At 71.5% G+C, this 22,274-nt stretch carries 20 protein-coding genes and 3 pseudogenes; 15 read left to right on the forward strand and 8 right to left on the reverse strand.

What is annotated here, in order from left to right:
• Positions 1–280 precede the first annotated feature (280 nt).
• The 4 genes from ACSNN8_RS18495 (at position 281) to ACSNN8_RS18510 (ending at position 4,171) form a co-directional block, all read left to right on the forward strand.
• A complete protein-coding gene (locus ACSNN8_RS18495; RefSeq protein WP_436650449.1) occupies positions 281–1,981 on the forward strand; it encodes an EAL domain-containing protein in 1,701 nt (566 codons plus the stop codon).
• Between the two features lie 19 nt (positions 1,982–2,000).
• The gene (locus tag ACSNN8_RS18500) at positions 2,001–2,390 is read left to right on the forward strand and encodes a cupin domain-containing protein (RefSeq protein ID WP_436650756.1); all 390 of its coding nucleotides are present in this window, start codon (positions 2,001–2,003) and stop codon (positions 2,388–2,390) included.
• Positions 2,391–2,599: 209 nt separating this feature from the next.
• Positions 2,600–3,076: a MarR family winged helix-turn-helix transcriptional regulator gene (locus tag ACSNN8_RS18505; protein WP_436650450.1), complete on the forward strand. Its 477-nt coding sequence runs from the start codon at positions 2,600–2,602 to the stop codon at positions 3,074–3,076.
• A 9-nt stretch (positions 3,077–3,085) separates the two neighbouring features.
• The gene (locus tag ACSNN8_RS18510; RefSeq protein WP_436650451.1) at positions 3,086–4,171 is read left to right on the forward strand and encodes an S-(hydroxymethyl)mycothiol dehydrogenase; all 1,086 of its coding nucleotides are present in this window, start codon (positions 3,086–3,088) and stop codon (positions 4,169–4,171) included.
• 38 nt (positions 4,172–4,209) lie between these two features.
• Here ACSNN8_RS18510 and ACSNN8_RS18515 read toward each other — a convergent pair.
• Positions 4,210–5,551 (reverse strand): annotated as a pseudogene (locus ACSNN8_RS18515) (MGH1-like glycoside hydrolase domain-containing protein).
• 135 nt (positions 5,552–5,686) lie between these two features.
• Positions 5,687–6,769 carry a DNA polymerase ligase N-terminal domain-containing protein gene (locus ACSNN8_RS18520; protein WP_436650452.1) on the reverse strand — a complete coding sequence of 361 codons (1,083 nt, stop codon included), beginning with the start codon at positions 6,767–6,769 and terminating at the stop codon, positions 5,687–5,689.
• 178 nt (positions 6,770–6,947) lie between these two features.
• Here ACSNN8_RS18520 and ACSNN8_RS18525 point away from each other — a divergent pair, with 178 nt between their 5' ends.
• Positions 6,948–8,054 carry an FAD-dependent monooxygenase gene (locus tag ACSNN8_RS18525; RefSeq protein ID WP_436650453.1) on the forward strand — a complete coding sequence of 369 codons (1,107 nt, stop codon included), beginning with the start codon at positions 6,948–6,950 and terminating at the stop codon, positions 8,052–8,054.
• Positions 8,055–8,191: 137 nt separating this feature from the next.
• Complete coding sequence (ctaD, locus tag ACSNN8_RS18530; protein WP_436650454.1) at positions 8,192–9,946, forward strand: aa3-type cytochrome oxidase subunit I; 1,755 nt, start codon at positions 8,192–8,194, stop codon at positions 9,944–9,946.
• A gap of 171 nt (positions 9,947–10,117) precedes the next feature.
• Here ctaD and ACSNN8_RS18535 read toward each other — a convergent pair whose 3' ends face one another.
• From ACSNN8_RS18535 to ACSNN8_RS18555, 5 genes and pseudogenes are all read right to left on the reverse strand, one after another.
• The gene (locus ACSNN8_RS18535) at positions 10,118–10,801 is read right to left on the reverse strand and encodes a TetR/AcrR family transcriptional regulator (protein ID WP_436650455.1); all 684 of its coding nucleotides are present in this window, start codon (positions 10,799–10,801) and stop codon (positions 10,118–10,120) included.
• A 389-nt stretch (positions 10,802–11,190) separates the two neighbouring features.
• Positions 11,191–11,511 carry a DMT family transporter gene (locus ACSNN8_RS18540; protein ID WP_436650456.1) on the reverse strand — a complete coding sequence of 107 codons (321 nt, stop codon included), beginning with the start codon at positions 11,509–11,511 and terminating at the stop codon, positions 11,191–11,193.
• Positions 11,512–12,022: 511 nt separating this feature from the next.
• Positions 12,023–13,207, reverse strand: a pseudogene (locus ACSNN8_RS18545) (MFS transporter); the annotation flags it as partial.
• 73 nt (positions 13,208–13,280) lie between these two features.
• A complete protein-coding gene (locus ACSNN8_RS18550) occupies positions 13,281–13,859 on the reverse strand; it encodes an isochorismatase family protein (RefSeq protein WP_436650457.1) in 579 nt (192 codons plus the stop codon).
• 10 nt (positions 13,860–13,869) lie between these two features.
• Positions 13,870–15,156: a nicotinate phosphoribosyltransferase gene (locus ACSNN8_RS18555; protein WP_436650458.1), complete on the reverse strand. Its 1,287-nt coding sequence runs from the start codon at positions 15,154–15,156 to the stop codon at positions 13,870–13,872.
• 104 nt (positions 15,157–15,260) lie between these two features.
• Between ACSNN8_RS18555 and clpS the strand changes: the two genes are divergently transcribed.
• The 5 genes and pseudogenes from clpS to ACSNN8_RS18580 all read left to right on the forward strand — a co-directional run bounded on the left by clpS (position 15,261) and on the right by ACSNN8_RS18580 (position 17,952).
• Positions 15,261–15,551 carry an ATP-dependent Clp protease adapter ClpS gene (gene clpS, locus ACSNN8_RS18560; protein WP_436650459.1) on the forward strand — a complete coding sequence of 97 codons (291 nt, stop codon included), beginning with the start codon at positions 15,261–15,263 and terminating at the stop codon, positions 15,549–15,551.
• Between the two features lie 19 nt (positions 15,552–15,570).
• Positions 15,571–16,071, forward strand: coding sequence for a DUF2017 domain-containing protein (locus ACSNN8_RS18565; protein WP_436650460.1), 501 nt, complete (start codon positions 15,571–15,573; stop codon positions 16,069–16,071).
• A gap of 47 nt (positions 16,072–16,118) precedes the next feature.
• A pseudogene (locus ACSNN8_RS18570) lies at positions 16,119–16,609 on the forward strand (Mov34/MPN/PAD-1 family protein).
• Positions 16,610–16,667: 58 nt separating this feature from the next.
• Positions 16,668–16,982, forward strand: coding sequence for a MoaD/ThiS family protein (locus ACSNN8_RS18575; protein ID WP_436650461.1), 315 nt, complete (start codon positions 16,668–16,670; stop codon positions 16,980–16,982).
• Positions 16,983–16,986: 4 nt separating this feature from the next.
• Positions 16,987–17,952 carry a PLP-dependent cysteine synthase family protein gene (locus tag ACSNN8_RS18580; protein WP_436650462.1) on the forward strand — a complete coding sequence of 322 codons (966 nt, stop codon included), beginning with the start codon at positions 16,987–16,989 and terminating at the stop codon, positions 17,950–17,952.
• 4 nt (positions 17,953–17,956) lie between these two features.
• Here the strand turns inward: ACSNN8_RS18580 and ACSNN8_RS18585 are convergent, their stop codons facing one another.
• Positions 17,957–18,373, reverse strand: a complete 417-nt coding sequence (locus tag ACSNN8_RS18585) for a hypothetical protein (RefSeq protein ID WP_436650463.1) — start codon at positions 18,371–18,373, stop codon at positions 17,957–17,959.
• 261 nt (positions 18,374–18,634) lie between these two features.
• Between ACSNN8_RS18585 and ACSNN8_RS18590 the strand changes: the two genes are divergently transcribed.
• From ACSNN8_RS18590 to rdgB, 4 genes are all read left to right on the forward strand, one after another.
• A complete protein-coding gene (locus tag ACSNN8_RS18590) occupies positions 18,635–19,381 on the forward strand; it encodes an MBL fold metallo-hydrolase (protein WP_436650464.1) in 747 nt (248 codons plus the stop codon).
• Positions 19,382–19,451: 70 nt separating this feature from the next.
• Positions 19,452–20,636: a glycosyltransferase gene (locus ACSNN8_RS18595; protein WP_436650465.1), complete on the forward strand. Its 1,185-nt coding sequence runs from the start codon at positions 19,452–19,454 to the stop codon at positions 20,634–20,636.
• 104 nt (positions 20,637–20,740) lie between these two features.
• On the forward strand, positions 20,741–21,469 hold the full coding sequence (gene rph, locus ACSNN8_RS18600) for a ribonuclease PH (RefSeq protein WP_436650466.1): 729 nt from the start codon (positions 20,741–20,743) through the stop codon (positions 21,467–21,469).
• Positions 21,466–22,080, forward strand: coding sequence for an RdgB/HAM1 family non-canonical purine NTP pyrophosphatase (gene rdgB, locus ACSNN8_RS18605; protein ID WP_436650467.1), 615 nt, complete (start codon positions 21,466–21,468; stop codon positions 22,078–22,080). Before rph ends, rdgB begins: the two co-directional genes overlap by 4 nt.
• The last annotated feature ends 194 nt before the right edge of the window (positions 22,081–22,274 follow it).

The following is a 22,274-nucleotide window of genomic DNA, read 5'->3' on the forward strand; positions in this document are numbered from 1 at the left end:
TCGGCGGCATGTGCGGGTAGCAGTCGCTTAAGGTTCCGCGATCAGCACAAGCAGTGACTGTCTGTCATGGAAAAGACAGGGCTTCGGGGGAGGAACTACTCAACGCAATGGTCAACCGATCAGGTATTTCCCTACTCTGATCGGGCGAGAAAGTGCTGCTCGGCGCCTCGCCGGACAGTCGGGGCAAAGTTTGCGGCAGGCGTCCTCTGTTATCTCGGCCGCGTGACGGGTCGTAATAGTTCAGGGGCGCGGGGACATTCTGGGGGGAGGTGGCGCGCTGATGGCTGCACCCGATGAGCAACGTCACGTCGCGCCGCGCCTCCCGGGGCAGCGTGCGCCCGTCGAGGACCGGCCCGCCTGGTTCTCCTACACGGCCACCGGCGACCGCATCGTCTGGTCGGCCGCGCTGCGCGCCCTGCTCGGCGACCCGCCCGCCCAGGACGAGGTGAGCCGCAAGGTCCTGGCCCGCTACGTGCACCGCGACGACCACGCCGCGGCGCTGTCGGCGATCACCAAGGCGTGGACCACCCGCGCCCAGGTGCGCACGACGATCCGGCTGATCCGCGCCGACGGCGGGTGGTTCGACGTGGACTGCCGGCTCGACCCGGTGAAGAGCCCCGACGGCACCGTGCGCGGCATCCGCGGCACCGTGACCGACGTCTCGGCCCGCGAGCGCGCCCGGCGCGAGAGCGACCGGCTGGCCCGCCGCGGCGAGACCGTGCAGGCCTCGCTGGTGGAGCGCGACCCGGCGACCGGCCTGCTCAACCGGGCCCGGTTCGCCGACGAGATCGACCGCGCGCTGCGCCGGGGCGGCGGGGCGGTGCTCGTCGTGCGGGTGCAGCCCGAGCCGTCCGGCGAGGACCTCGATGGCGTACGCCCGGAGCGCACCTCCGACCTGCTGCACCGGGCGGCCCGGGTGCTCGAGGGCGTCATGCAGCAGGGCGCGTTGCTGGGCCGGGTCGGGCCCAGCGAGATCGGCGTGCTGCTGGCGGGCACCTCCTGGCCGATGGCGCGGCGCGAGGCCGAGCTGCTGGTCGAGGCGGTGCGCTCGCAGACGTTCGTGCTGCCCGACACCTGGCTGCGCGCGCACGCCTGGGGCGGGCTCGTGCGGTTCACCCCCGACGGCGAGGCGGGCAGCCACGACCTGCTCATCGACGCCGAGCACGCCTGGCGGCAGGCGCGCGACGGCGAGGTGGCGCTCACGCTGATCCCGCACCCGCTGCCGGCCCGCGACCGGCAGGGCTCCTACCGCAGCCGGGTCGCCGACGCGCTCGACACCGACCGCTTCACGCTCTACGCCCAGCCGATCCTCGAGCTGCAGACCAACGAGATCACCCGGCACGAGCTGCTGCTGCGAGTGCTCGACGACGGGGACGGCCCGCAGTCGCCGATCCAGGTGCTCGACATCGCCGAGCGCCTCGACGCGGTGTTCGACATCGACCTGTGGGTGGTGGAGCGCGCCATGCAGCTCGCCGCCGACCAGCCGGACTCCTGCCTGCAGATCAACCTTTCCGGGCGCTCGGTGGGCGACCCGCGGCTCACCGCCGAGGTGGAGAGGCTGCTGGAGCAGTACGGGGTGAAGCCCGAGCAGCTGACCTTCGAGATCACCGAGACCGCGCTCATCGGCAACCTCAGCGAGGCCCGCCGGTTCGCCGACCGCATCCGCGACCTCGGCTGCGAGCTCGCGCTCGACGACTTCGGCTCCGGCTACGCCTCGTTCCGCTACCTGCGGATCTTCCCGATCGACCTGGTGAAGATAGACGGCGAGTACGTGGTGGACCTGGTGGACAACCCCCAGGACCAGGTGCTCGTGCGCGCGCTGGTGCAGGTCTGCCAGGCGTACGGGATCCACACCGTGGCGGAGTTCGTGCAGGACGAGCCGACCCTGCGCCTGCTGCGTGAGCTGGGCGTCGACTACGTACAGGGCTACCTGATCGGCCGCCCCGCCCCGGTCGCCGGGGGCCGGTTGCGGACGAGCTGACCGGGGTATACGGATGACCATGGAGCACTTCACGATCGCCACCGTCGCCGAGAAGAGCCCGGATTTCCGCCGCGTGCTCTGGACCGGGAAGCACACCCAGCTCGTGATCATGACGATTCCGCCGGACGGCGAGATCGGTGAGGAGATCCACGAAGTGGATCAGATCCTCACCTTCGTCAGCGGCACCGGCAAGGCCGTCGTGGGCGGCCAGACCCGCAACGTCGCCCAGGGCGACCTGGTCGTCGTGCCCGCGGGCAAGAAGCACAACTTCCTCAACACCGGCCCGAACCCGCTGGTGCTCTACACCGTCTACGGCCCGCCGGAGCACGCGGACGGCGCCGTGCACAAGACGAAGGAAGAGGCCGACCGGCTCGAGGAAGAGGGCAAGGACGAGCCGCCGCAGAGCTGAGCCTGCCCGGACATGTGACACGACGCCGGCGCCGGCCGTGGCCCCCCAGCCGAACCGGTGCCGGCGCCGTGCCGTCCATGGCAGTCCCCGGTGCAAGTCCCAGCGCAGCGTACTAGGGACAACGTCGGCCGTCGATCGATCGGGCGGCACCCGGGGGCAACCGGGACCCGGATCGTGACCTGAGCCCGGCGCGCCACTAACCTCTCTGCATGACAGAGCCTTCCGGCAGCCCCGGGCCGCGGTGGTTGACCGACGAGCAGCAGCAGACGTGGCGCCGCTTCGTCGAAGTGCTGATCAAGGTGCCCGCGGCGCTCGAGGCCCAGCTGCAGCGCGACGCCGGCCTGACGCACATGGGCTACATCGTGCTCGTGCGCCTCAGCGAGCAGCCCGACCGCCGGCTCGCGATGAGCAAGCTCGCCAAGAACGTGAGCGCCTCGCTGTCGCGGCTGTCCCACGTCGTCGCCCGTCTCGAGGGGCAGGGCTGGGTGCGCCGCGAGCGTGACCCCGAGGACGGCCGCGTGCAGATCGCCGTGCTCACCGACGACGGCTTCGCCAAGATCGTCGAATCCGCGCCCGGCCACGTCGAGGCCGTGCAGCAGCTCGTCTTCGACCGGCTCACCCCCGCCCAGGCCCGGCAGCTCGCCAAGCTCGCCGACGCTCTGCTCTCCCCGGCCCCCTGTGACTAATCTGACCAGATGAGTCAGCGAGTGCAGGGCGTGATCGCCCGCAGCAAGGGTGCCCCCGTCGAGCTCACCACGATCGTGGTCCCCGACCCCGGGCCGGGTGAGGCCGTGGTCGCGGTCCAGGCGTGCGGGGTGTGCCACACCGACCTGCACTACCGCGAGGGCGGCATCAACGACGACTTCCCGTTCCTGCTGGGCCACGAGGCCGCCGGCGTGGTCGAGTCCGTCGGCGCCGGGGTCACCGACGTGGCTCCCGGCGACTTCGTCGTGCTCAACTGGCGCGCGGTCTGCGGCGTCTGCCGGGCCTGCAGGAAGGGCAAGCCCTGGTACTGCTTCGCCACCCACAACGCCGGGCAGAAGATGACGCTCGAGGACGGCACCGAGCTGTCCCCGGCGCTGGGCATCGGCGCCTTCGTCGAGAAGACGCTGGTGCACGCCGGACAGTGCACGAAGGTCGACCCGCGGGCCCGGCCGGCCGCCGTCGGCCTGCTGGGCTGCGGCGTGATGGCAGGCATCGGCGCGGCGATCAACACCGGCGGCGTGACCCGCGGCGACTCGGTGGCGGTGATCGGGTGCGGCGGCGTCGGTGACGGCGCGGTGGCCGGCGCGGCGCTGGCCGGGGCCACCACGATCATCGCGATCGACACCGACGACCGGAAGCTCGAGTGGGCCCGCAAGTTCGGCGCGACCCACACCGTGAACGCCCGCGGCACCGACGTGGTCGAGGCGGTCAAGGAGCTGACCGGGGGATTCGGCGCCGACGTCGTGGTCGAGGCGGTGGGCCGCCCCGAGACGTACGAGCAGGCCTTCTACGCCCGCGACCTGGCCGGCACGGTCGTGCTCGTCGGCGTGCCCACGCCCGACATGAAGATCGAGCTGCCGCTGCTGGAGATCTTCGGGCGCGGCGGGGCCCTCAAGTCCAGCTGGTACGGCGACTGCCTGCCCACCCGAGACTTCCCGATGCTGACCGAGCTCTACCTGCAGGGCCGCCTCGACCTCGACGCGTTCGTGACCGAGGAGATCCCGCTCGGCCAGGTCGAGGACGCGTTCCAGAAGATGCACACCGGCGACGTGCTGCGTTCGGTCGTCGTCTTTTAGGCGGCCCGTCCTTTCAGGCGGCCCGGGCGGCCCGTCCGCTAGGCGGCCCGGGCATAGACCGGCACGCTGCGGTCGGCCAGCAGGTCGAGGGCCAGGGCGGCGGTCCAGCTGAACGTGGGCGCGCCCAGGCCCTCGCCGGTGTTCGGGTGGAAGTACTCGAAGTGGCCGTTGCGGTGCACCAGCCGCACCATCGCGGCGCGCAGGTCCTCGGCCTCGCCGTGCAGGCCGTGCACGAGCAGCCCGCGGCGCAGCAGCCAGTTCATGTTGATCCAGACCGGCCCGCGCCAGTAGCGCAGCGTGTCGAAGTCGGCGGCCGTACGGTCGTAGCTCGGCGCGGGCAGCCCGAACCGCTCGGAGTTCATCGCGTCCACGAGGCCCCGCACGTGCTCGGCGGGCAGGCCGGGCAGCAGCAGCGGCAGGAGCCCGCTGACGCAGCGTGCCGGGCTTAGCGTGCCGGTGCGCACGTCGCGCGCGTGGAACATGCGGGTCCGCGGGTCCCACAGGCGCTCGACGATCGCGTTGGTGATCCGCCCGGCGCGCTCGTGGTGCGCCTCGGCGTCGCTCAGCCGGCCCAGCGCGCCGGCGATCTGGGCCAGCGCCAGCTCGGCCGCGCCGAGGATCGCGTTGAACGAGGGGCACTCCACGGCGAACGGGTGCCGCTGGAGCAGCCCGGTGTCCGAGTAGCGCTCGGCCCGGTAGCTGAGGACCAGGCCGACGTACCGGGCGTAGTCGCGGTCGGTGGGCCGGTGCGCGGCTTCGGCGACGTCGAGGTCGCGGCGGTGGAAGGTGGACAGCAGCGCCGGGTCGGCGGGCACCCCGGCCAGCGCGGCGTCCCACGCGGGGCTGTTGTCGAGCCCGGACTCCCACGGGTGCACGATGCTCGCCAGCCCGCCGCCGCCCAGGTCGCGGCGGGTGCTCAGGTAGTCCTGCTGGGCGACCAGGCGGGGGTAGAGCCACTCGAGCTCGGCGTGGGCCTGCTGCACACAGGCGGCCCCGTGGGCGGCGGCCCGGCGGTAGACCTTCCAGGCGGCCAGCGCGTGCAGCGGCGGCTGGACGATGCCGGTGCTGCCGTTGGCGGGCCGGGACCCGTACGCGGGAACACCCCAGAACGACGGGCCCGGGAAGTAGTCGCCCTCCGCGGTCGCCGGGTCGAACACGATGTGCGATCCGGCCGTCCGGCCACTGCGCCTCGAACAGGCTGCGCAGGTCGCGCCAGGCGCGCGTCGGGTTGACGTACGCCAGTCCGATCGCGACGAACGCGGAGTCCCAGCTCCACTGGTGCGGGTAGAGACGCCGGGACGGGACCATGTGGTCGCCGGACCAGTTCGTCTCGAGAACCCGCGCGGCGGAGTTCCAGAGTTCGGCGGACATCTCAGACATGGGCGGACTCGCGGGTGTCGGGGTGCATCTGACCAGAAGACCTTTCCGCTCGGGGCGCCGGTAAACGTTCTTCCGCTGAAGGGAACTCGCTGACCGCCCCGGCGGCTCGGACTGCCCGTCCGTCTGCTCCGCCGCCTATGCCGGGATCGCCAGCCACAGGCGGCTGCGGCGGCCCGGCAGATAGGGGGAGTCCAGGCGCTTCGCCACGATCCCGGGCAGCCCCTGCGCGCGGGCGGCGTCGAGCGCGAACTCGCCGCCGCCGGGGAAGTAGGGCGGGGTCTGCCAGTGGTCGCCGTTGATCGCCAGGCCGTCGAGCAGTTCCCGGCGCTCGGCGTAGCGCAGCGCCTCGACCGTGCTGTGCCCCTCGAGCCACAACAGGTCGTACGCCAGGAAGTGCACCGGCGTGCGCTCGGCGGCCCGCTTCGCCGCGGCCGAGTCCTTCGGGGCCTTGCGCCGCTCGAGCAGGGCGGCGCTGGGCAGCGTCCCGTCGAAGGCGACGAGCTCGCCGTCGAGCACGGCCTCGGTGGGCGCCAGCGCCGGGCCGAGCGCCCGGACCTCCGGGTACCACGACGTGACGTCGGTGCCGTCGCCGTCCTCGCCGCTGATCAGGCGCACGCGGCCGCCCGAGACGTACGCGACCACGCGGCGGCCGCCCCACGCCATCTCGTAGCCCCACTCGGCGTCCTCGGCCGCGGGGGGCAGCTTGCGCGCGGCCGTGGCGAGCATCGGCGCGACGGCCTCGGGCATCGGCTCCCAGCCGGGCTCGGGCGGGTCCATGCGGCGGACCATCCAGTCGTTGCCGCCGGTCTGGAAGAAGACGTACCGGCCGCTCGTGCGGTCACCGTGGAACGTCACGCCGATCTCATCGTCGCGCCACTTGCCGGTCTCGTACGTGCCGGTGTCGAAGATGGTCATGCGGCCGCCGCCGTACTCGCCGGCCGGGATCTCGCCCGAGAAATCCAGGTATTCCAGCGGGTGGTCCTCGGTGTGCTTGGCCAGGTTGTTGCGGCCCTGGTCGCGGGGCAGGCCGCGGGGCACCGCGAACGAGACCAGCACGCCGTCGCGCTCCAGACGGACGTCCCAGTGCAGGCTGCGGGCGTGGTGCTGCTGGATGACGAACCGCCGCTCGTCGGTCTCGCGTGGACGGTCGGCGGGGATCGGCTCGGGCGTGCGGGACGCGTCCCGTTTGCGCCGGTAGTCGGTGAGCCGATCGGTCATGCCGCGATTGTTCCCCCGCGCCGGGGCGAAATACACCGGCGTCATTCGTGTGAGGGCCGGGGCATGATAACCAATGGAACAATTCGGACGCCTCGATGATCGCGGGTTTCCCTCGGCCGTGGCTGCGGGTAGTGTCTTGGCTCCGACGCGTGTCCGACGGGTGGGAGGCAAGACTGCGATGACGTTGCGCATCCTGGTGGTGGGCGCCGGAATCGCCGGATTGGCCGCCGCACGTGCCCTGCGGCTCGCCGGCTTCCGGCCCGACGTGGTCGAGGAGCTGCCGGCCACCATGCTTCCCGGCGCGGGCATCTATCTGCCGGGCAACGCCTCGCGTGCTCTGCGTCAGCTGGGCCTCGACGCGCCGCTGCGCCCGCTGGGCGACCTCATCTTCCGGCAGGTGTTCCTCGACGCCCGTGGGCGCGAGCTGTTCGAGCTCGACGTGGCCGGGCTCTGGGCCGGCGTCGGCGAGTCCCGCGCGCTGTCCCGCGCCGACCTGCAGCAGGTGCTGCTCACCGGGGTCGGCGGCGAGGTGCGCTACGACACCGCCGTCCGCGAGCTCGAGCTCTTCGACGCCACCGCCAAGGTCGAGTTCGGCGACGGCAGCGTGGCGGAGTACGACCTGGTCGTCGGCGCCGACGGCCGTCGCTCCACGATCCGCACCAAGGCCGGGCTGGGCGGCGCCGCCGTGCCCACCGGTCAGATCGTCTACCGCTCGGTGGTGACCGGCGGGCCGCCGCTGAGCGACTGGACGGCCCTGCTCGGCCGCCGCTCCTCGTTCGTCGCGATGCCGATGGGCGGCCGCAAGCTGTACTTCCACGCCGACGAGACCGCCCCCGACTCGCCCAACCCGCCGGATCCGGTCGCCCACGTGCGCGAGCTGTTCGGCTCGTTCGGCGGGCCGGCCCCGGCGATCCTCAAGGCGATCGAGAAGGTGCAGGTCGCCCGCACCGACGAGGTCGTGATCGACGCGTGGTCGCGGGGGCCCGTGGTGCTGGTCGGCGACGCCGCCCACGCCACCGCCCCGACGCTCGCACAGGGCGCCGCCATGTCGTTCGAGGACGCCGTGGTGCTCGGCGAGGAGCTGCGCAAGGCCTCGGGCGACGTCCCCGCGGCGCTGCGCGCGTACGAGACGCGCCGCCGCCCCCGCTGCGCCGAGGTCCGCGACCACACGCGTGAGCGGGACCGCACCCGCGACGTGCCGCCCGCGCTGCGCGACCCGATGTTGCGCAGGCGCGGCCTGCGGATCTTCGCGGACCACTACCGGCCTTTGGTGCAGCCGGTCTGACGTTTCGCACAAACCCTTGTTGACCTCTTTCGTCACCCCCCGCCCGCGGGGGGTCGGCGGGGGACTATTCTGCCTGCGAGGTATGCCTTTCACTTCCGGCGTACTGACTGGCACGAACGAGACAACGGAGGCTATTCGTGACGACCGTTGCGCCTAAGCCGATCGTGACCCGGCCCTATCCGGTCCGGCGGCAGGTCAAGGGTTCGGCGATCGCCCGGATCCTGCGCACGACGGACGCGAAGCAGATCGGGATCATGTACATGATCACGGCCTTCGTGTTCTATGTGCTCGGCGGCCTCATGGCGCTGCTGATGCGCACCGAGCTGGCCCGCCCGGGCATGCAGCTGCTCTCGCCCGAGCAGTACAACCAGCTCTTCACCATGCACGGCACGATCATGCTGCTGTTCTTCGCGACGCCGATCGTGTTCGCCTTCGCGAACTTCGTGGTCCCGATCCAGATCGGCGCGCCCGACGTGGCCTTCCCGCGTCTGAACTCGTTCGCCTACTGGCTCTACCTGTTCGGCGGCACGATCACCATCGGCGGCTTCCTCACGCCGAGCGGCGCCGCCGACTTCGGCTGGTTTGCCTACACGCCGCTGAGCGACTCGCTGCACTCGCCGGGCGTCGGCGGCAACATGTGGGTGGTCGGCCTGGCCATCAGTGGTCTGGGCACCATCCTCGGTGGCGTCAACATGATCACCACGATCCTGACGCTGCGCGCCCCCGGCATGACGATGTTCCGCATGCCGATCATGACCTGGAACATCCTGGTCACCAGCCTGCTGGTGATCATGGTGTTCCCGTTCCTGGCGGCCGCGCTGTTCGCGCTGGCGGCCGACCGCGTGCTCGGCGCCCACGTCTTCGACGTGAACACCGGCGGGCCGATGCTCTGGCAGCACCTCTTCTGGTTCTTCGGCCACCCCGAGGTCTACATCATCGCGCTGCCGTTCTTCGGCATCATCACCGAGGTCATCCCGGTATTCAGCCGCAAGCCCGTCTTCGGCTACAAGGGCCTGGTCGCCGCGACCCTGCTGATCGCCGCGCTGTCGATGAGCGTGTGGGCCCACCACATGTTCGTCACCGGCCAGGTGCTGCTGCCGTTCTTCAGCTTCCTGAGCTTCCTCATCGCGGTGCCGACCGGCATGAAGTTCTTCGTGTGGATCGGCACGATGTGGCGCGGCCAGATCAGCTTCGAGACGCCGATGCTGTTCGCCATCGGCTTCCTGGTGACGTTCCTGTTCGGCGGTCTGTCCGGCGTGCTGCTGGCCTCCCCGCCGATCGACTTCCACGTCTCCGACTCGTACTTCGTGATCGCGCACTTCCACTACGTGCTGTTCGGCACGATCGTGTTCGCGGTGTTCTCGGGCATCTACTTCTGGTTCCCGAAGATGTTCGGCCGGATGCTCGACGAGCGCCTCGGCAAGATTCACTTCTGGCTGACGTTCATCGGCTTCCACGCCACGTTCCTGGTGCAGCACTGGCTCGGCACCGAGGGCATGCCCCGCCGCTACGCCGACTACCTGGCCAGCGACGGCTTCACCACGCTGAACACGTTCTCCACGATCGGCTCGTTCGTGCTGGGCCTGTCCACGCTGCCGTTCCTCTACAACTGCTGGAAGTCCTACAAGGTCGGCCAGGTCGTCACCGTCGACGACCCGTGGGGTCACGGCAACTCGCTCGAGTGGGCCACCTCGTCCCCGCCGCCGCTGCGCAACTTCGACCGCATGCCGCGCATCCGTTCCGAGCGGCCCGCGTTCGACGCCAAGTTCCCCGAGCTGGCGGCCGGCGAGCAGTCCATCGCCGGTCCCCCCGAGGGCGGCGCCCGCCCCCTCACCAGGGAGTCCGACGGCGGCGCGACCTACCCCGAGGACACCACCTCCAACCGCGACTGACCGCCCAGCGCACGACGACGGCCCGCTCTCCTCGCCGGAGAGCGGGCCGTTCTCGTCGGTTCTCTACCCCGCGGCGGCTCGCGGGCGGTGATCGGGTCTTTCCGGCGGCGGCTCGCGGGTGGGTGGTCGGGTTTCTGTCCGGCGGCGGCTCGCGGGCGGGTCGTCGGGTTTCTACCTGGCTGCGGTCAGCCGGCGGATCGTCGCGGTCAGCGCCCCGGCGTCGACGTCGCGGCCGGTGATCAGCGCCTGCAGCGTGACGCCGTCGAACAGCGCGACCAGGTCACGGGTGGCGGCGGCCCCGAAGTGCGGTTCCAGCAGATCGTGCATGCCGGTCAGCCACGCGGTCGCCAGCGGGCGTAACGCCGGGTCGCGGCCCGCCGCCACGTACAGCTCGCACTCCATCTGCGCCCGCTGACGGTCGGTGACGTACTCCGCGATCAGCCCCGCCACGGCCGCCGGCACGTCGTCCGTGCCGCGCAGCCGCTCGGCCCAGATCGCCAGGTCCGCCTGCTGATCGGCCGCCGCGAGCTGCAACCCCGCGGCGATCAGGTCGTCGAGCGTGGGGAAGTAGTAGGTGGTCGCCCCCAGCGGCAGATCCGCCCGCGCCGCAACCGCCCGGTGCGTCGTGCGGCCGATGCCCGACTCCGAGATCACCTCGAGCGCCGCCACCGCCAGCGCGCGCCGCCGCGCCTCCGGGTCCCGGGCACGCTGTTGCCGCCGCTCACCCGTGGGCTCCCGGTCCGTACGCCGCCGCGCGGGCTTGCCCGGCGCCGGCGCGTCGTCGTGCAGCGGGTCGCGGTCGCTGCGGCGCCTCGACGGCCGCGGCGCTGCCGGCACGTCCGCGGCCCGCGACACCCGGTCGCTGCGCCGCCGCGCCGGCCGACCCGGCGCCGAGGACGCCTCAGCCTCGGCGCTGCCGTGATGTGTCGGGGTGCTTTCGCGCTCTGCGCTGCCTTGATGGGCTGCAGCGTCCTCCGGCTCAGCGCTGCCGCGATACGGCGGGGCGGTAACGGGCTGGGCGCTGCCGTGCTGCGGCGGGGCATTTCCGGGCTCAGTGCTGCCATGATGCGCCGGGGTGGCTTGGGGCTCAGCGCTGTCGTGCTGCAGGGCGGCATCTTCAGGCTGGGCGCCGTGATGCGCCGGGGTGGCCTCGGGCTCGGCGCTGCCGTGCGGGGGCGCGGCGGGACTCGGTGCCGGCGTCCGGTCGGTGCGACGGCGCGCGGGGGCGTCCTCGGAGAGGTTGCTCAATGGGCACCGCCCAGGTTCACGGTCACTACGCCGGCGATGATGAGGCTGACGCCGACGACCTTAACCGTCGTGAGCGGCTCACCGAGGAACACCGCGCCGATCGCCACGATCGCGGCCGTGCCGAGCGCCGACCAGACCGCGTAGACCACGCCGACCGGCAGGTCCTTCACGCACACCGACAGCGCCGCGAACGAGACCACGTAGCCGGCCAGGCACCCGATCGTCGGCCAGAGGCGAGAGAAGCCTTCCGTGGATTTCAGCATGCTCGTCGCCAGAACTTCCGCGCTGATGGCAACCAGCAGAAACACGTACGGCACGGCGGTCCTTCTCTCGTCTTGTACGGATGTACAAGTACAACCGTACAAGAGCCCGCGGGAAGCGCCTCGTGATGTGCGCCACGCGGGTTAAGAAAGCCCCGCGGCCTGCCACCCAGGGGTGCGCTCCGGTGGGCGCGGATCTGCGCCGGCAGGCCGCCTGGCCGGAGTTCGTGCGGTCACGGCGCAGGCCGCGCCGGGAAGGGGTCCGCGGCCGAGCGGTGATCAGGCTCCGGGGGAGCGTGGGTGCGGCCTGCTGTGAGGCGTGCGGCTAAGGACGGCCGGCGGGGAGGGCGTCGCCGTGGCCGGTCGGGTCTGCGTCGGGGGAGGGCGGCAGGTCGCCGGGGATCGTCTGACGCGGCGCGGCGGGGTGGCGTCGCATGGCGGTGCCGTCGGCGGCCGTCTCGGCTGCGGAGGCTGCGACGGCGGAACCGGGAAGGGCCGGCTCGCCGACGGTGGGCTCCGGCAGCTCCGGATCGTCGACCGTGCGGTCCGCGGCCGCGCCGGGGTGGGAAGGGGTGGGCTCGGCGGGGGAGCGGCGCCGGAGTTCGGTGGGGAGGACCAGCAGGGCGATCAAGACGCCCGCGCCGCCGACGGCCAGGAAACCCCAGGGCGGGGAGAGGGTGTCGGCGGCCAGGCCGGCCAGGGGGCCGCCGAGGGCGACGCCGACGGTCAGGGAGGAGTTGTGCAGGCCCATGGCCTCGCCGCGGGCGGCGGCGGGGATCATGCGGCTGATCGAGTCGGCCGTGGAGGTGATGAGCGGGGCACAGAGGGCGCCCGCGGGGATCAGCAGCAGGGCCACCAACCACCAGTGGGCGCTGCCCAGGCTGACGAGCATGGTGGTCACGGCCAAGGGGGCGAGCAGCACCACCGGCGGGAGGGCGCGCTGGAGGGTGCCGTACGCGAAGCCGCCCAGCAGTGAGTAGAAGGCCCACAACGTCATGACCGGGCCGGTCCAGCCGAGCTCGCCGTTGCCGCGCAGCATGGCGACGACCGCGACGTCGGTGCCGGACAGCACCAGCGTGGCGGCCATCGTGACGAGCAGCACGGCGACGAAGCGGGGGCTCAGCCAGCTGCGCCGGGGCACGCGCTCGCCGGCGGCGATGGGCGCCTCGTGCGGGGCGCGGACGGGCGGGTTGAGCAGGTAGAGGCCGACGCCGGAGACGAGGATGCCGGCGCCGATCGCGAGCATCGCCCAGCGGGCGCCGGCCGTCGTGGCGATCAGGACGCCGAGCGCCGGACCGGCCATGAACGAGATCTCGGTGGTGATCGAGTCGAGGGCGAACGCGGGCAGCCGCTGCGCCTCGGGGGTCAGCGCGCTGATCGACTGGCGGGCGACGGCGAACGCGGGCAGCGCCAGGAAGCCGCCGAACAGCGCCATGACCAGCAGCAGCCAGTACGGCGCGGCCTGCGCCAGCGACCAGAACAGCACCTCGGAGACCGTGGTGAGCACCAGCACGAGCCGCAGCCCGCGCCGGTCGACCAGCCGGCCCATGAGAGGGGCGCCGACCGAGCCGCCGATCGTGAACGCGGCGCCGATCAGCCCGGCCGCGCCGTAGCCCCGCCCGAGGTCGGTGACCACGTGCAGGGTGAGCACGACGGCGCCCGCCGCGATCGGGATGCGCGCCAGCGTCGCGACCGCCAGCAGCGACTTGATGCCGGGCAGCGCGAGCGTGTCACGGTAAGGCTTGAGAAGCATTCGGGTACTGACCTCCGGGGCTCATCCTGCCCCGGAGGTACGACAAAAAACCAACCGCCTGATCGAGCAGGAATCAGGACGAGACGACCGGTTCGCCCGTGGTCTCGATCGATGCCGTACGGAACTCCTCCACCGCGGCGGCGGTCGTCCCGGCGGCCACCCCGGCCGTGAGCTCCAGCAACACGGTCGTCGCGAAGCCTTCGGCCTTGGCGTCGAGCGCGGTGGCCCGTACGCAGTGGTCGGTGGCGATCCCCACCAGCTCGACCTCGGTCACGTTCCGCTCGCGCAGCCACGCGGCAAGCGTCTCGCCGCTCTCGGTGTGACCCTCGAAACCCGAGTACGCCGCCCGGTGCTCACCCTTGTGGAAGACCGCCTCGATGCGGTCGGTCGCCAGCTCGGGGTGGAAGTCGGCGCCGCCCGAGCCGACCACGCAGTGCGCCGGCCAGGTGTCCAGGTAGTCGGGGTGGTCGCTGAAGTGGTTGCCCGGGTCGATGTGCCAGTCCTTGGTGGCGACCACGTGGTCCCACCGCTCACCTGCCTTGTCGAGCACCAGCGAGATGCCCTTGGCCACCGCGGCGCCGCCGGTCACGGCCAGCGAACCGCCCTCGCAGAAGTCGTTCTGCACGTCGACGATGATGAGCGCTCGTGTCATGGGACAACCCCTATGCGGTCGGGACGATGGTGACGGGGATGGCCGGGTCGCCGGCCGAGAGCTTGAGGCCCTCCCACGGTATGGAGATCAGACACTGCCGCAGGTGATCGCGCGACTCCTGCAGGGTCGGCACGTCGGCCACCTCGCCGCCCACGACGAACGAGCGCTGCAGCAACCGGTCGTTGGGCGCGTGGTCGGGCACGCCCTGGGAGACCACGATCTCCTCGGTGGCGGTGCCGGTGGGCTTGTGCCGGCGTACGGCCGTCTTGCGCCCGCCCACGGTCGCCTTGTTCTCCGAGCGCTTGACCACCGGCCGCCCCTCGACCTCGACCAGCTTGTAGACCAGCCCGGCCGTCGGCGCGCCCGACCCGGTGACCACCGCGGTGCCGGCGCCGTACATGTCCACCGGCTCGGCGGCGAGCGTGGCGATCGCGTACTCGTCCATGTCGCCGGAGACCACGATCTTGGTCTCGGTGGCGCCGAGCGAGTCGAGCAGCTCGCGCGAGTGCTGGGCCAGCACCGAAAGGTCGCCCGAGTCGATCCGCACCGCGCGCAGGTCGGGGCCCGCCACCGCGATCGCGTTGCGGATGCCCTGCCCGATGTCGTACGTGTCCACCAGCAGCGTCGTGTTCTTGCCGAGCGCGGCCACCTGGGAGGCGAACGCGGCCGGCTCGTCGTCGTGCAGCAGCGTGAACGCGTGCGCGGACGTGCCGGTGGTGGGGATGCCGTAGCGGGCGCCCGCGGCGAGGTTGGAGGTCGACGCGAACCCGGCGAGGTAGGCCGCGCGGGCCGCGGCGATGGCGGAGTCCTCGTGCGTACGCCGGGAACCCATCTCGATGATGGGCCGGCCGCGCGCCGCGGTCACCATGCGCGCCGCCGCCGAGGCGATCGCGGCGTCGTGGTTGAGCACCGAGAGGATGAGCGTCTCGAGCACCACGCACTCGGCGAACGTGCCGCTGACCGTCATGATCGGCGAGCCCGGGAAGAAGAGCTCCCCCTCGGCGTACCCGTCGATGTCGCCCGAGAAGCGGTAGTCGGCCAGCCACTTCGCGGTCGTCTCGTCGACGATGCCCGCCCCGCGCAGGAAGTCGATCTCGGCCGCGCCGAACCGGAAGTCGCGGATCATCTCGACCAGCCGGCCCGGCCCGGCCACCACCCCGTAGCGCCGGCCGCCGGGCAACCGGCGGGCGAAGACCTCGAAGACGCAGCGGCGGTCGGCCGTGCCGTCCTTGAGCGCGGCGCTGACCATGGTCAGCTCGTACTGATCGGTCATCAGCGCGGGGGCGTAGGTGTTCACCAGCCCACCCTATTGCGCGCGGGGGCGCCGTACGAACCGCGCGCTGACCTGCGGTTCGGCGTTCCGGTTCCCCGATGCGGCGAATCCGGTGGCACCATGGGGGCATGGCGCTGCCACAGGTCGCTCCCGTCGAGAGCCCCGAGATCGAGGAGGCACCCGCCAACGATCGGCCCTGGGTGACGATCGTCTGGGATGATCCGGTGAACCTCATGTCGTACGTGACCTGGGTCTTTCAGAAGATCTTCGGCTATTCCAAGGAGAAGGCCGAGGCGCTGATGCTCGACGTGCACAACAAGGGCAAGGCCGTGGTCAGCATCGGTGCGCGCGAGCGCATGGAGATGGACGCCAATCAGCTGCACGGATACGGTCTCTGGGCGACGGTGGACCGGGCCTGAACACCGCGGGAGAGAGCAGATGTTCCGACGCAACGGCAGCCAGTGCGTGGCCACGTTCGCGGTCGACGAGGTACGCGTCCTGCGCAAGGTCGCCGGTGAGGTGGTCGGCCTGCTGACCGACGGCATGGATCACAGCGATCCGGTCGTCGGCCGGCTGTTCCCCGACATCTATCCGGACAGTCCCGAGGACTCCCGGGAGTTCCGCCTCTACACCGAGGGCGAACTCAAGACCGGCAAGATCGATCAGGCGGGCGCGATCCTGGCCGCGCTGCCCGACGAGGGCGAGGGTGAGGTACGCCTCGACGGCGAGGCCGCCGAGGCGTGGCTGCGGGCGATCAACGACGCCCGGCTGGCGATGGGCACCCGCCTCGACATCAAGCCCGACACCGACCTGAGCGAGGAGCTCGACAACGCGATGCTGCACGACCCGGGCTCGAGCCGGGTCTTCCAGCTCAGCGTGTACGCCTACCTCGGCTACCTGCAGGAGTCGCTGCTCAACGCCCTGCCGGAGATGGAGTGAGCGCTGCCACGCGCGGCCCGGCGAATTCTCACGGTAATGTGAACGACGTGCTGACCATCGACAGCGCGATCGTCGACGCGATCGTCGCCCACGCTCGCCGGGACCACCCCGACGAGGCCTGCGGCGTGGTCGCCGGCCCGGCCGGCAGCGACCTGCCGACCCGGCTCATCCCGATGGACAACGCGGCGCGGTCGATGACGTTCTACGAGTTCGACTCCATGGAGCAGCTGCGGGTCTGGCGCGAGATGGACGACAACGACGAGGAACCCGTGGTCATCTACCACTCGCACACGGCCACCGAGGCGTACCCGTCGCGCACCGACATCTCGTTCGCCGGTGAGCCGGGCGCTCACTATCTGCTCGTGTCCACGCGCGAGAGCGACTCGGAGGAGATTCGATCGTTCCGCATAGTGGACGGCGTGGTGACCGAGGAAGAGATCAACATCGTGGATGCGACGGTGGACGCGTGATGGCGAGCGCTGTGCAGTCGTACATGTTCGGGCAGAGCCCCGTGTCGGTCGTTTACGAGTGTCGCTGACGACCACTCGGTAATCGACCCTGCCCTCGTTCGACCTTCATCAGGAGCATTCACAGTCATGGCTATCGAAGTTCGCGTCCCCACCATCCTGCGCAGCTACACCGGCGGCGCCAAGACCGTCGAGGGCGCCGGCGACACGCTGAGCGCGCTGATCGACGACCTGGACGCCAAGCACAACGGCCTCAAGGGGCGGCTCATCACCCCCGAGGGCGGGCTGCACAAGTTCGTCAACATCTACGTCAACGACGAGGACGTCCGCTTCCTCGGCGCGCTCGACGCCAAGGTCGCCGACGGTGACTCGGTCACCATCCTGCCGGCCGTGGCCGGTGGCGCGCTCGGCTTCGCCGCGGCCGCCGCGATCCTCGGACGCTAACCTCATGGCTCGCTTCGAGAGCCTGCTGGACGCCTGTGGGGGCACGCCGCTGGTCGGCCTGCCCCGCCTGTCGCCGACGGTGCCCGAGGGGGCGCCGCCGGTGCGGCTGTGGGCCAAGCTCGAGGACCGCAACCCGACCGGCAGCATCAAGGACCGCGCCGCGCTGTTCATGGTCCGCGAGGCCGAGGAGTCGGGCCACCTGCGCCCGGGCGACACCATCCTCGAGCCGACCAGCGGCAACACCGGCATCGCCCTGGCCATGGTCGCCAAGCTGCGCGGTTACCGGCTCGTCTGCGTGATGCCCGAGAACGTGTCGGCCGAGCGCGTCCAGCTGCTGCGCATGTACGGCGCCGAGATCATCTTCTCGCCGGCCGCGGGCGGCTCCAACCAGGCCGTCGCGACCGCCAAGCAGATCGCCGCCGAGCACCCCGACTGGAAGATGCTGTTCCAGTACGGCAACCCGGCGAACGCCCGCGCGCACTACGAGACCACCGGTCCCGAGCTGCTGCACGACCTGCCGACGATCACCCACTTCGTGGCCGGGCTGGGCACCACCGGCACGCTGATGGGCACCGGCCGGTTCCTCAAGGAAAAGGTCGAGGGCATCCAGATCGTCGCCGCCGAGCCGCGGTACGGCGAGCTGGTGTACGGCCTGCGCAACATCGACGAGGGCTACGTGCCCGAGCTGTACGACGCCACGGTGCTGGACCGCCGCTTCTCGGTGGGCACCCGCGACGCCGTGCTGCGCACCCGCCAGCTCGTCGAGGTCGAGGGCATCTTCGCCGGCTTCTCCAGCGGCGCGATCCTGCACGCCGCGCTCGCCGTGGCGCACGAGGCGGTCAAGGCCGGCCGCCGCGCAGACGTGGCGTTCGTCGTCTGCGACGGCGGCTGGAAATACCTCTCGACCGGCGCCTACGGCGGCACCCTCAACGACGCCGAAGAGGCCCTCGAGGGTCAGCTCTGGGCCTGACGGCTCAGGTCCGGTACGACAGCGCGATCAGCGCGGCGATCACCATCGGGCAGGTCGCGCCCGCGAGCAGCAGCCAGGGCAGCACGGGGCGGTGGACCGACAGGAACGCGCCGACCGCGAACGCGACGCTGAGCAAGGCGAACAGCACGAGCGTCGGCACGTACCAGAACGGCACGCCGCCCCACACGGTGACGAGAGCGCGCACGCCCACACCCACCGCGCTGAAGCCCAGCGCGGCGCCGCACATCGCCATCGTGAGCACCCGGGTCTGGCTCGGCGCCGGGTCGTCGGGCGCGGGAAAACGGAAAAGCGTTTCCTGATCTCCGATTTCGCCGCCCGCCGGTGTACTCTCCCAGCCACCGAACGGCATGATCTCTGCCGCCTCGGTGCGGGTGGTGCGGTTCTTCTCGACCGTGGTCAACGTGCCTCCGCCTGTTCCGTCCCCTGAAGTCCTCACGTTGTGCAACGCAAACGACTCACCGGACGTAACGGGAATTGCAGTAATGGCCGAGGTCACGGGCGGTGTGATGTACGTTGTCGATTTAGCGACAAATCGATCAGACATTTACATGGCGCGCAGGTCCCGGCGTACGCTTCGCTCCGTGATTGACTGGTCTGAAGACTTCAGCACGGACCGGTCGGGCGGGGCGTGTTCGACCCAGCGTGAGCCAGAGGGACCCGCATGCGACTGACCGTTCTCGGCTGTGCCGGCAGTTTTCCCGGCCCCGAGTCGGCTTGTTCCGCCTATCTCGTCGAGGCCGAGGGCTTCCGGCTGTTGATCGATTTCGGCTCGGGGTCGCTGTCCGCGCTGCAGCGCTACTCCGACATGAACAAGATCGACGCGATCATCCTCACGCATCTGCACTGCGACCACATGCTGGACGCCTGCACCTACATAGTGGTTCGTCGTTACGACCCCTCCGGGCCGCTGCCGCCCGTGCCGGTCTACGCCCCGCCGGGCGCCGCCGAGCGGATCTCCGCCGCCTACAGCCAGGAGAACGAGTCGATCGACGACGTCTACACGTTCTACGGCCTGCAGCCGGGCACGTTCCCGATCGGTCCCTTCGCGATCACGGTGGACCGCGTCAACCATCCGATCGAGACCTATGGCGTCCGCATCGAGCAGGGCGGGCGGGTTCTGGCGTACTCCTCGGACACCGCCCCCTGTGAGCCGCTGCTGCGACTCGCCGCGGGCGCGGATTTGTTTCTCTGTGAGGCCAGTTACCTCGACGGCGCCGACAACCCCCCTGGCCTGCACCTGACCGGCGGCGAGGCGGGCGAGGCGGCCACCAAGGCGGACGTCGGCAAGCTGCTGCTGACGCATCTCGTGCCCGCCTGGGTCAGCGAGGCATCTATTGTGGATGCCGCCGTGGCCGCGTATGCGGGACCGGTTGAGGTCGTGCGCCCGGGTGCCCGCTACGATCTCTAGGCCCGGGACCGGGGCGGGGGTGCGGTCCGAGCACGAGAGCACCAGCGGATCGTGATCTTGGAGTTCTTGCATGCGCATCGTTCGCCTGGCCAACTTCGTGACAACCCATTCGGGTGGCCTGCGGACGGCTCTTCGCAACCTCGGCGAGGGCTACCAGCGCGCCGGGCACGAGGCGGTCCTGATCGTCCCCGGGCGTGAGCGCTCCGACACGATGACCCCGCAGGGCCGGGTCATCACGATGCCCAGCGCCCCGCTGCCGCGCACCGGCGGCTACCGCGTCATGACCGGCCGCCGCGAGCTCACCAAGCTGCTCGACGACCTCGAGCCCGACCGTCTCGAGGTGTCCGACCGCACCAGCCTGCGCTGGACCGGCGGCTGGGCCCGGCAGCGCGGCGTCGGCTCGGTGATGGTCTCGCACGAGAGCCTGGCCGGGCTGCTGGGCGTGTGGGGCGTGCCCAAGCGCGACTCCGTGGCCGACAAGTTCAACCTGCGTACGGCCGAGTTCTTCGACCAGATCATCTGCACGACGTCGTTCGCGGCGGCCGAGTTCCGCCGGCTGGGCGTGCCCAACCTGATCGAGGTGCCGCTCGGCGTCGACCTCGACGAGTTCCACCCCGGCCGGGCCGACGAGTCGGTGCGCGCCCGCTACGCGCGCCCCGGCGAGCTGCTCGTGGCGTTCTGCAGCCGGCTGTCCGGCGTGAAGCGCCCTGAGCTGGCCGTGGACACGATCGCGGCGCTGCGCAACGACAAGGTGGCCGCGGTGCTCGCGGTGGCCGGAGACGGCGTACGGCGGGCCGCGCTGGCCTACCGTGCGGCGCGGCTGCCCGTGCGGTTCGCCGGCCACATCGCCGACCGCTCGGCGGTGGCCGCCCTGCTCGCCAGCGCCGACGTGGTGCTCGCCCCCGGCCCGGTCGAGACGTTCGGGCTGGCCGCCCTCGAGGCGCTGGCCTGCGGCACCCCGGTGGTGGTCAACGAGTCCAGCGCGCTGCCCGAGGTGGTGGGCGACGCGGGCGTCGCGGTGCCCGGCACGCCGGAGGCCTTCGCCGACGGCGTGCGCCGCCTGATGGAGCGCCCCGAGCCCGTACGCCGGGCCGCCGCCCGCGCCCGTGCCGAGCGCTTCGGCTGGCCGCAGGCGGTGGACGGGTTCCTGCGGGCGCACGGCGCGCTGCCCGAGGTCGCCATGGCCGGCCGGCAGCGGCCCGCCGCGGTGCTGCGCCCTGCCGTGCCCCGCCCGGCCGGGCCCACGCTCGGCTGAGTTGTCCACAGGGCGGCCCTCCGCGGAGCCCCGCCGGGGCGGGTTGTCCACAGGGCGAGGGGCGGACGCAGCGGAGACGCCTGCGGCCTAATAAAGTTCTCCGCATGGCACGCCCCGACGGCCGCGCGGCCGACCAACTGCGACCGGTGACGCTGACCCGGCACTGGAGCATCCACCCCGAGGGGTCGGTGCTCGTCGAGTTCGGCAACACCCGGGTGCTCTGCACCGCGAGCGTCACCGAGGGCGTCCCCCGCTGGCGCAAGGGCTCCGGCCTCGGCTGGGTCACCGCGGAATACGCCATGCTCCCGCGCGCCACCAACACCCGGGGCGACCGCGAGAGCATCAAGGGCAAGGTCGGGGGCCGCACCCACGAGATCTCCCGCCTGATCGGGCGCAGCCTGCGCGCCTGCATCGACCTCAAGGCCCTGGGGGAGAACTCGATCGTCCTCGACTGCGACGTCCTGCAGGCCGACGGCGGCACCCGCACGGCCGCGATCACCGGCGCCTACGTGGCCCTGCACGACGCGGTCACCTGGCTGGCCGGGCGCAAGTCGCTGGCCGGCAAGGTCGACAAGGTGATGCACCGCTCGATCCAGGCGGTAAGCGTCGGCATCATCGAGGGCGAGCCCCGCCTCGACCTGGCCTACGTCGAGGACGTCGACGCCGAGGTCGACATGAACGTGGTGTGCACCGGCGAGGGCGACTTCGTGGAGGTGCAGGGCACGGGGGAGAACGGCGTCTTCCGCCGCGACCAGATGGACGCGCTGCTCGACCTGGCGCTGCTGGGCTGCGCCGAGCTGGCCGCCGCGCAGCAGAAGGCGCTGGCCTCGTGAGCGCCCGCCTGCTGCTCGCCACGGCGAACAAGAAGAAGCTGGTAGAGCTCCAGCGCATCCTCGACGCGTCGCTCGGCGCGGGCCGCGTCGAGCTGGCCGGCCTGGCCGACTTCGAGGGCTACCCCGACGTGCCCGAGACCGGGCTCACCTTCGGCGAGAACGCGCTGATCAAGGCCCGCGAGGGCGTCAAGCGCACCGGGCTGCCCACGGTCGCCGACGACTCGGGCCTGTCGGTCGACGCGCTCAACGGCATGCCCGGCGTGTTCAGCGCCCGCTGGTCCGGGCGGCACGGCGACGATCAGGCCAACCTCGACCTGGTGCTGGGCCAGATCGCCGACGTGCCCGACGAGCACCGGGGCGGCGCCTTCGTCTGCGCCGCCGCGCTGGTGCTGCCCAACGGCCGCGAGCACCTGGTCGAGGGCCGCCAGACCGGCCGCATCCTGCGTGCGCGGCGCGGCGAGGGCGGCTTCGGCTACGACCCGATCTTTCTGGGCGACGGGCAGGACCGCACCAACGCCGAGCTCTCGCCCGCCGAGAAGGACGCGATCAGCCACCGCGGCAAGGCGTTCCGCGAGCTCTCCAAGGTCATCGCGCGGGAGGTCGGCGGATAGCTCCGGCGGCGGACTCCGGCCGGCGCGGTCCTTCCCTCGGTCAGCGCAGGCGGCGGACTCCGGCCGGCGCGGTCTTTCCCTCGTTTTTCGGGCGGGCGTGATGAGATCGACTGCGGATCCGACGCTCGCGCGGGCTGCCGAGGGGGCACCGATCGGTGACAATGGTTGAAGGCCGCATCCACCCGAGAGCCTCT

This window comes from Actinoplanes sp. URMC 104 (assembly GCF_051386375.1).
Lineage (GTDB): Bacteria > Actinomycetota > Actinomycetes > Mycobacteriales > Micromonosporaceae > Actinoplanes.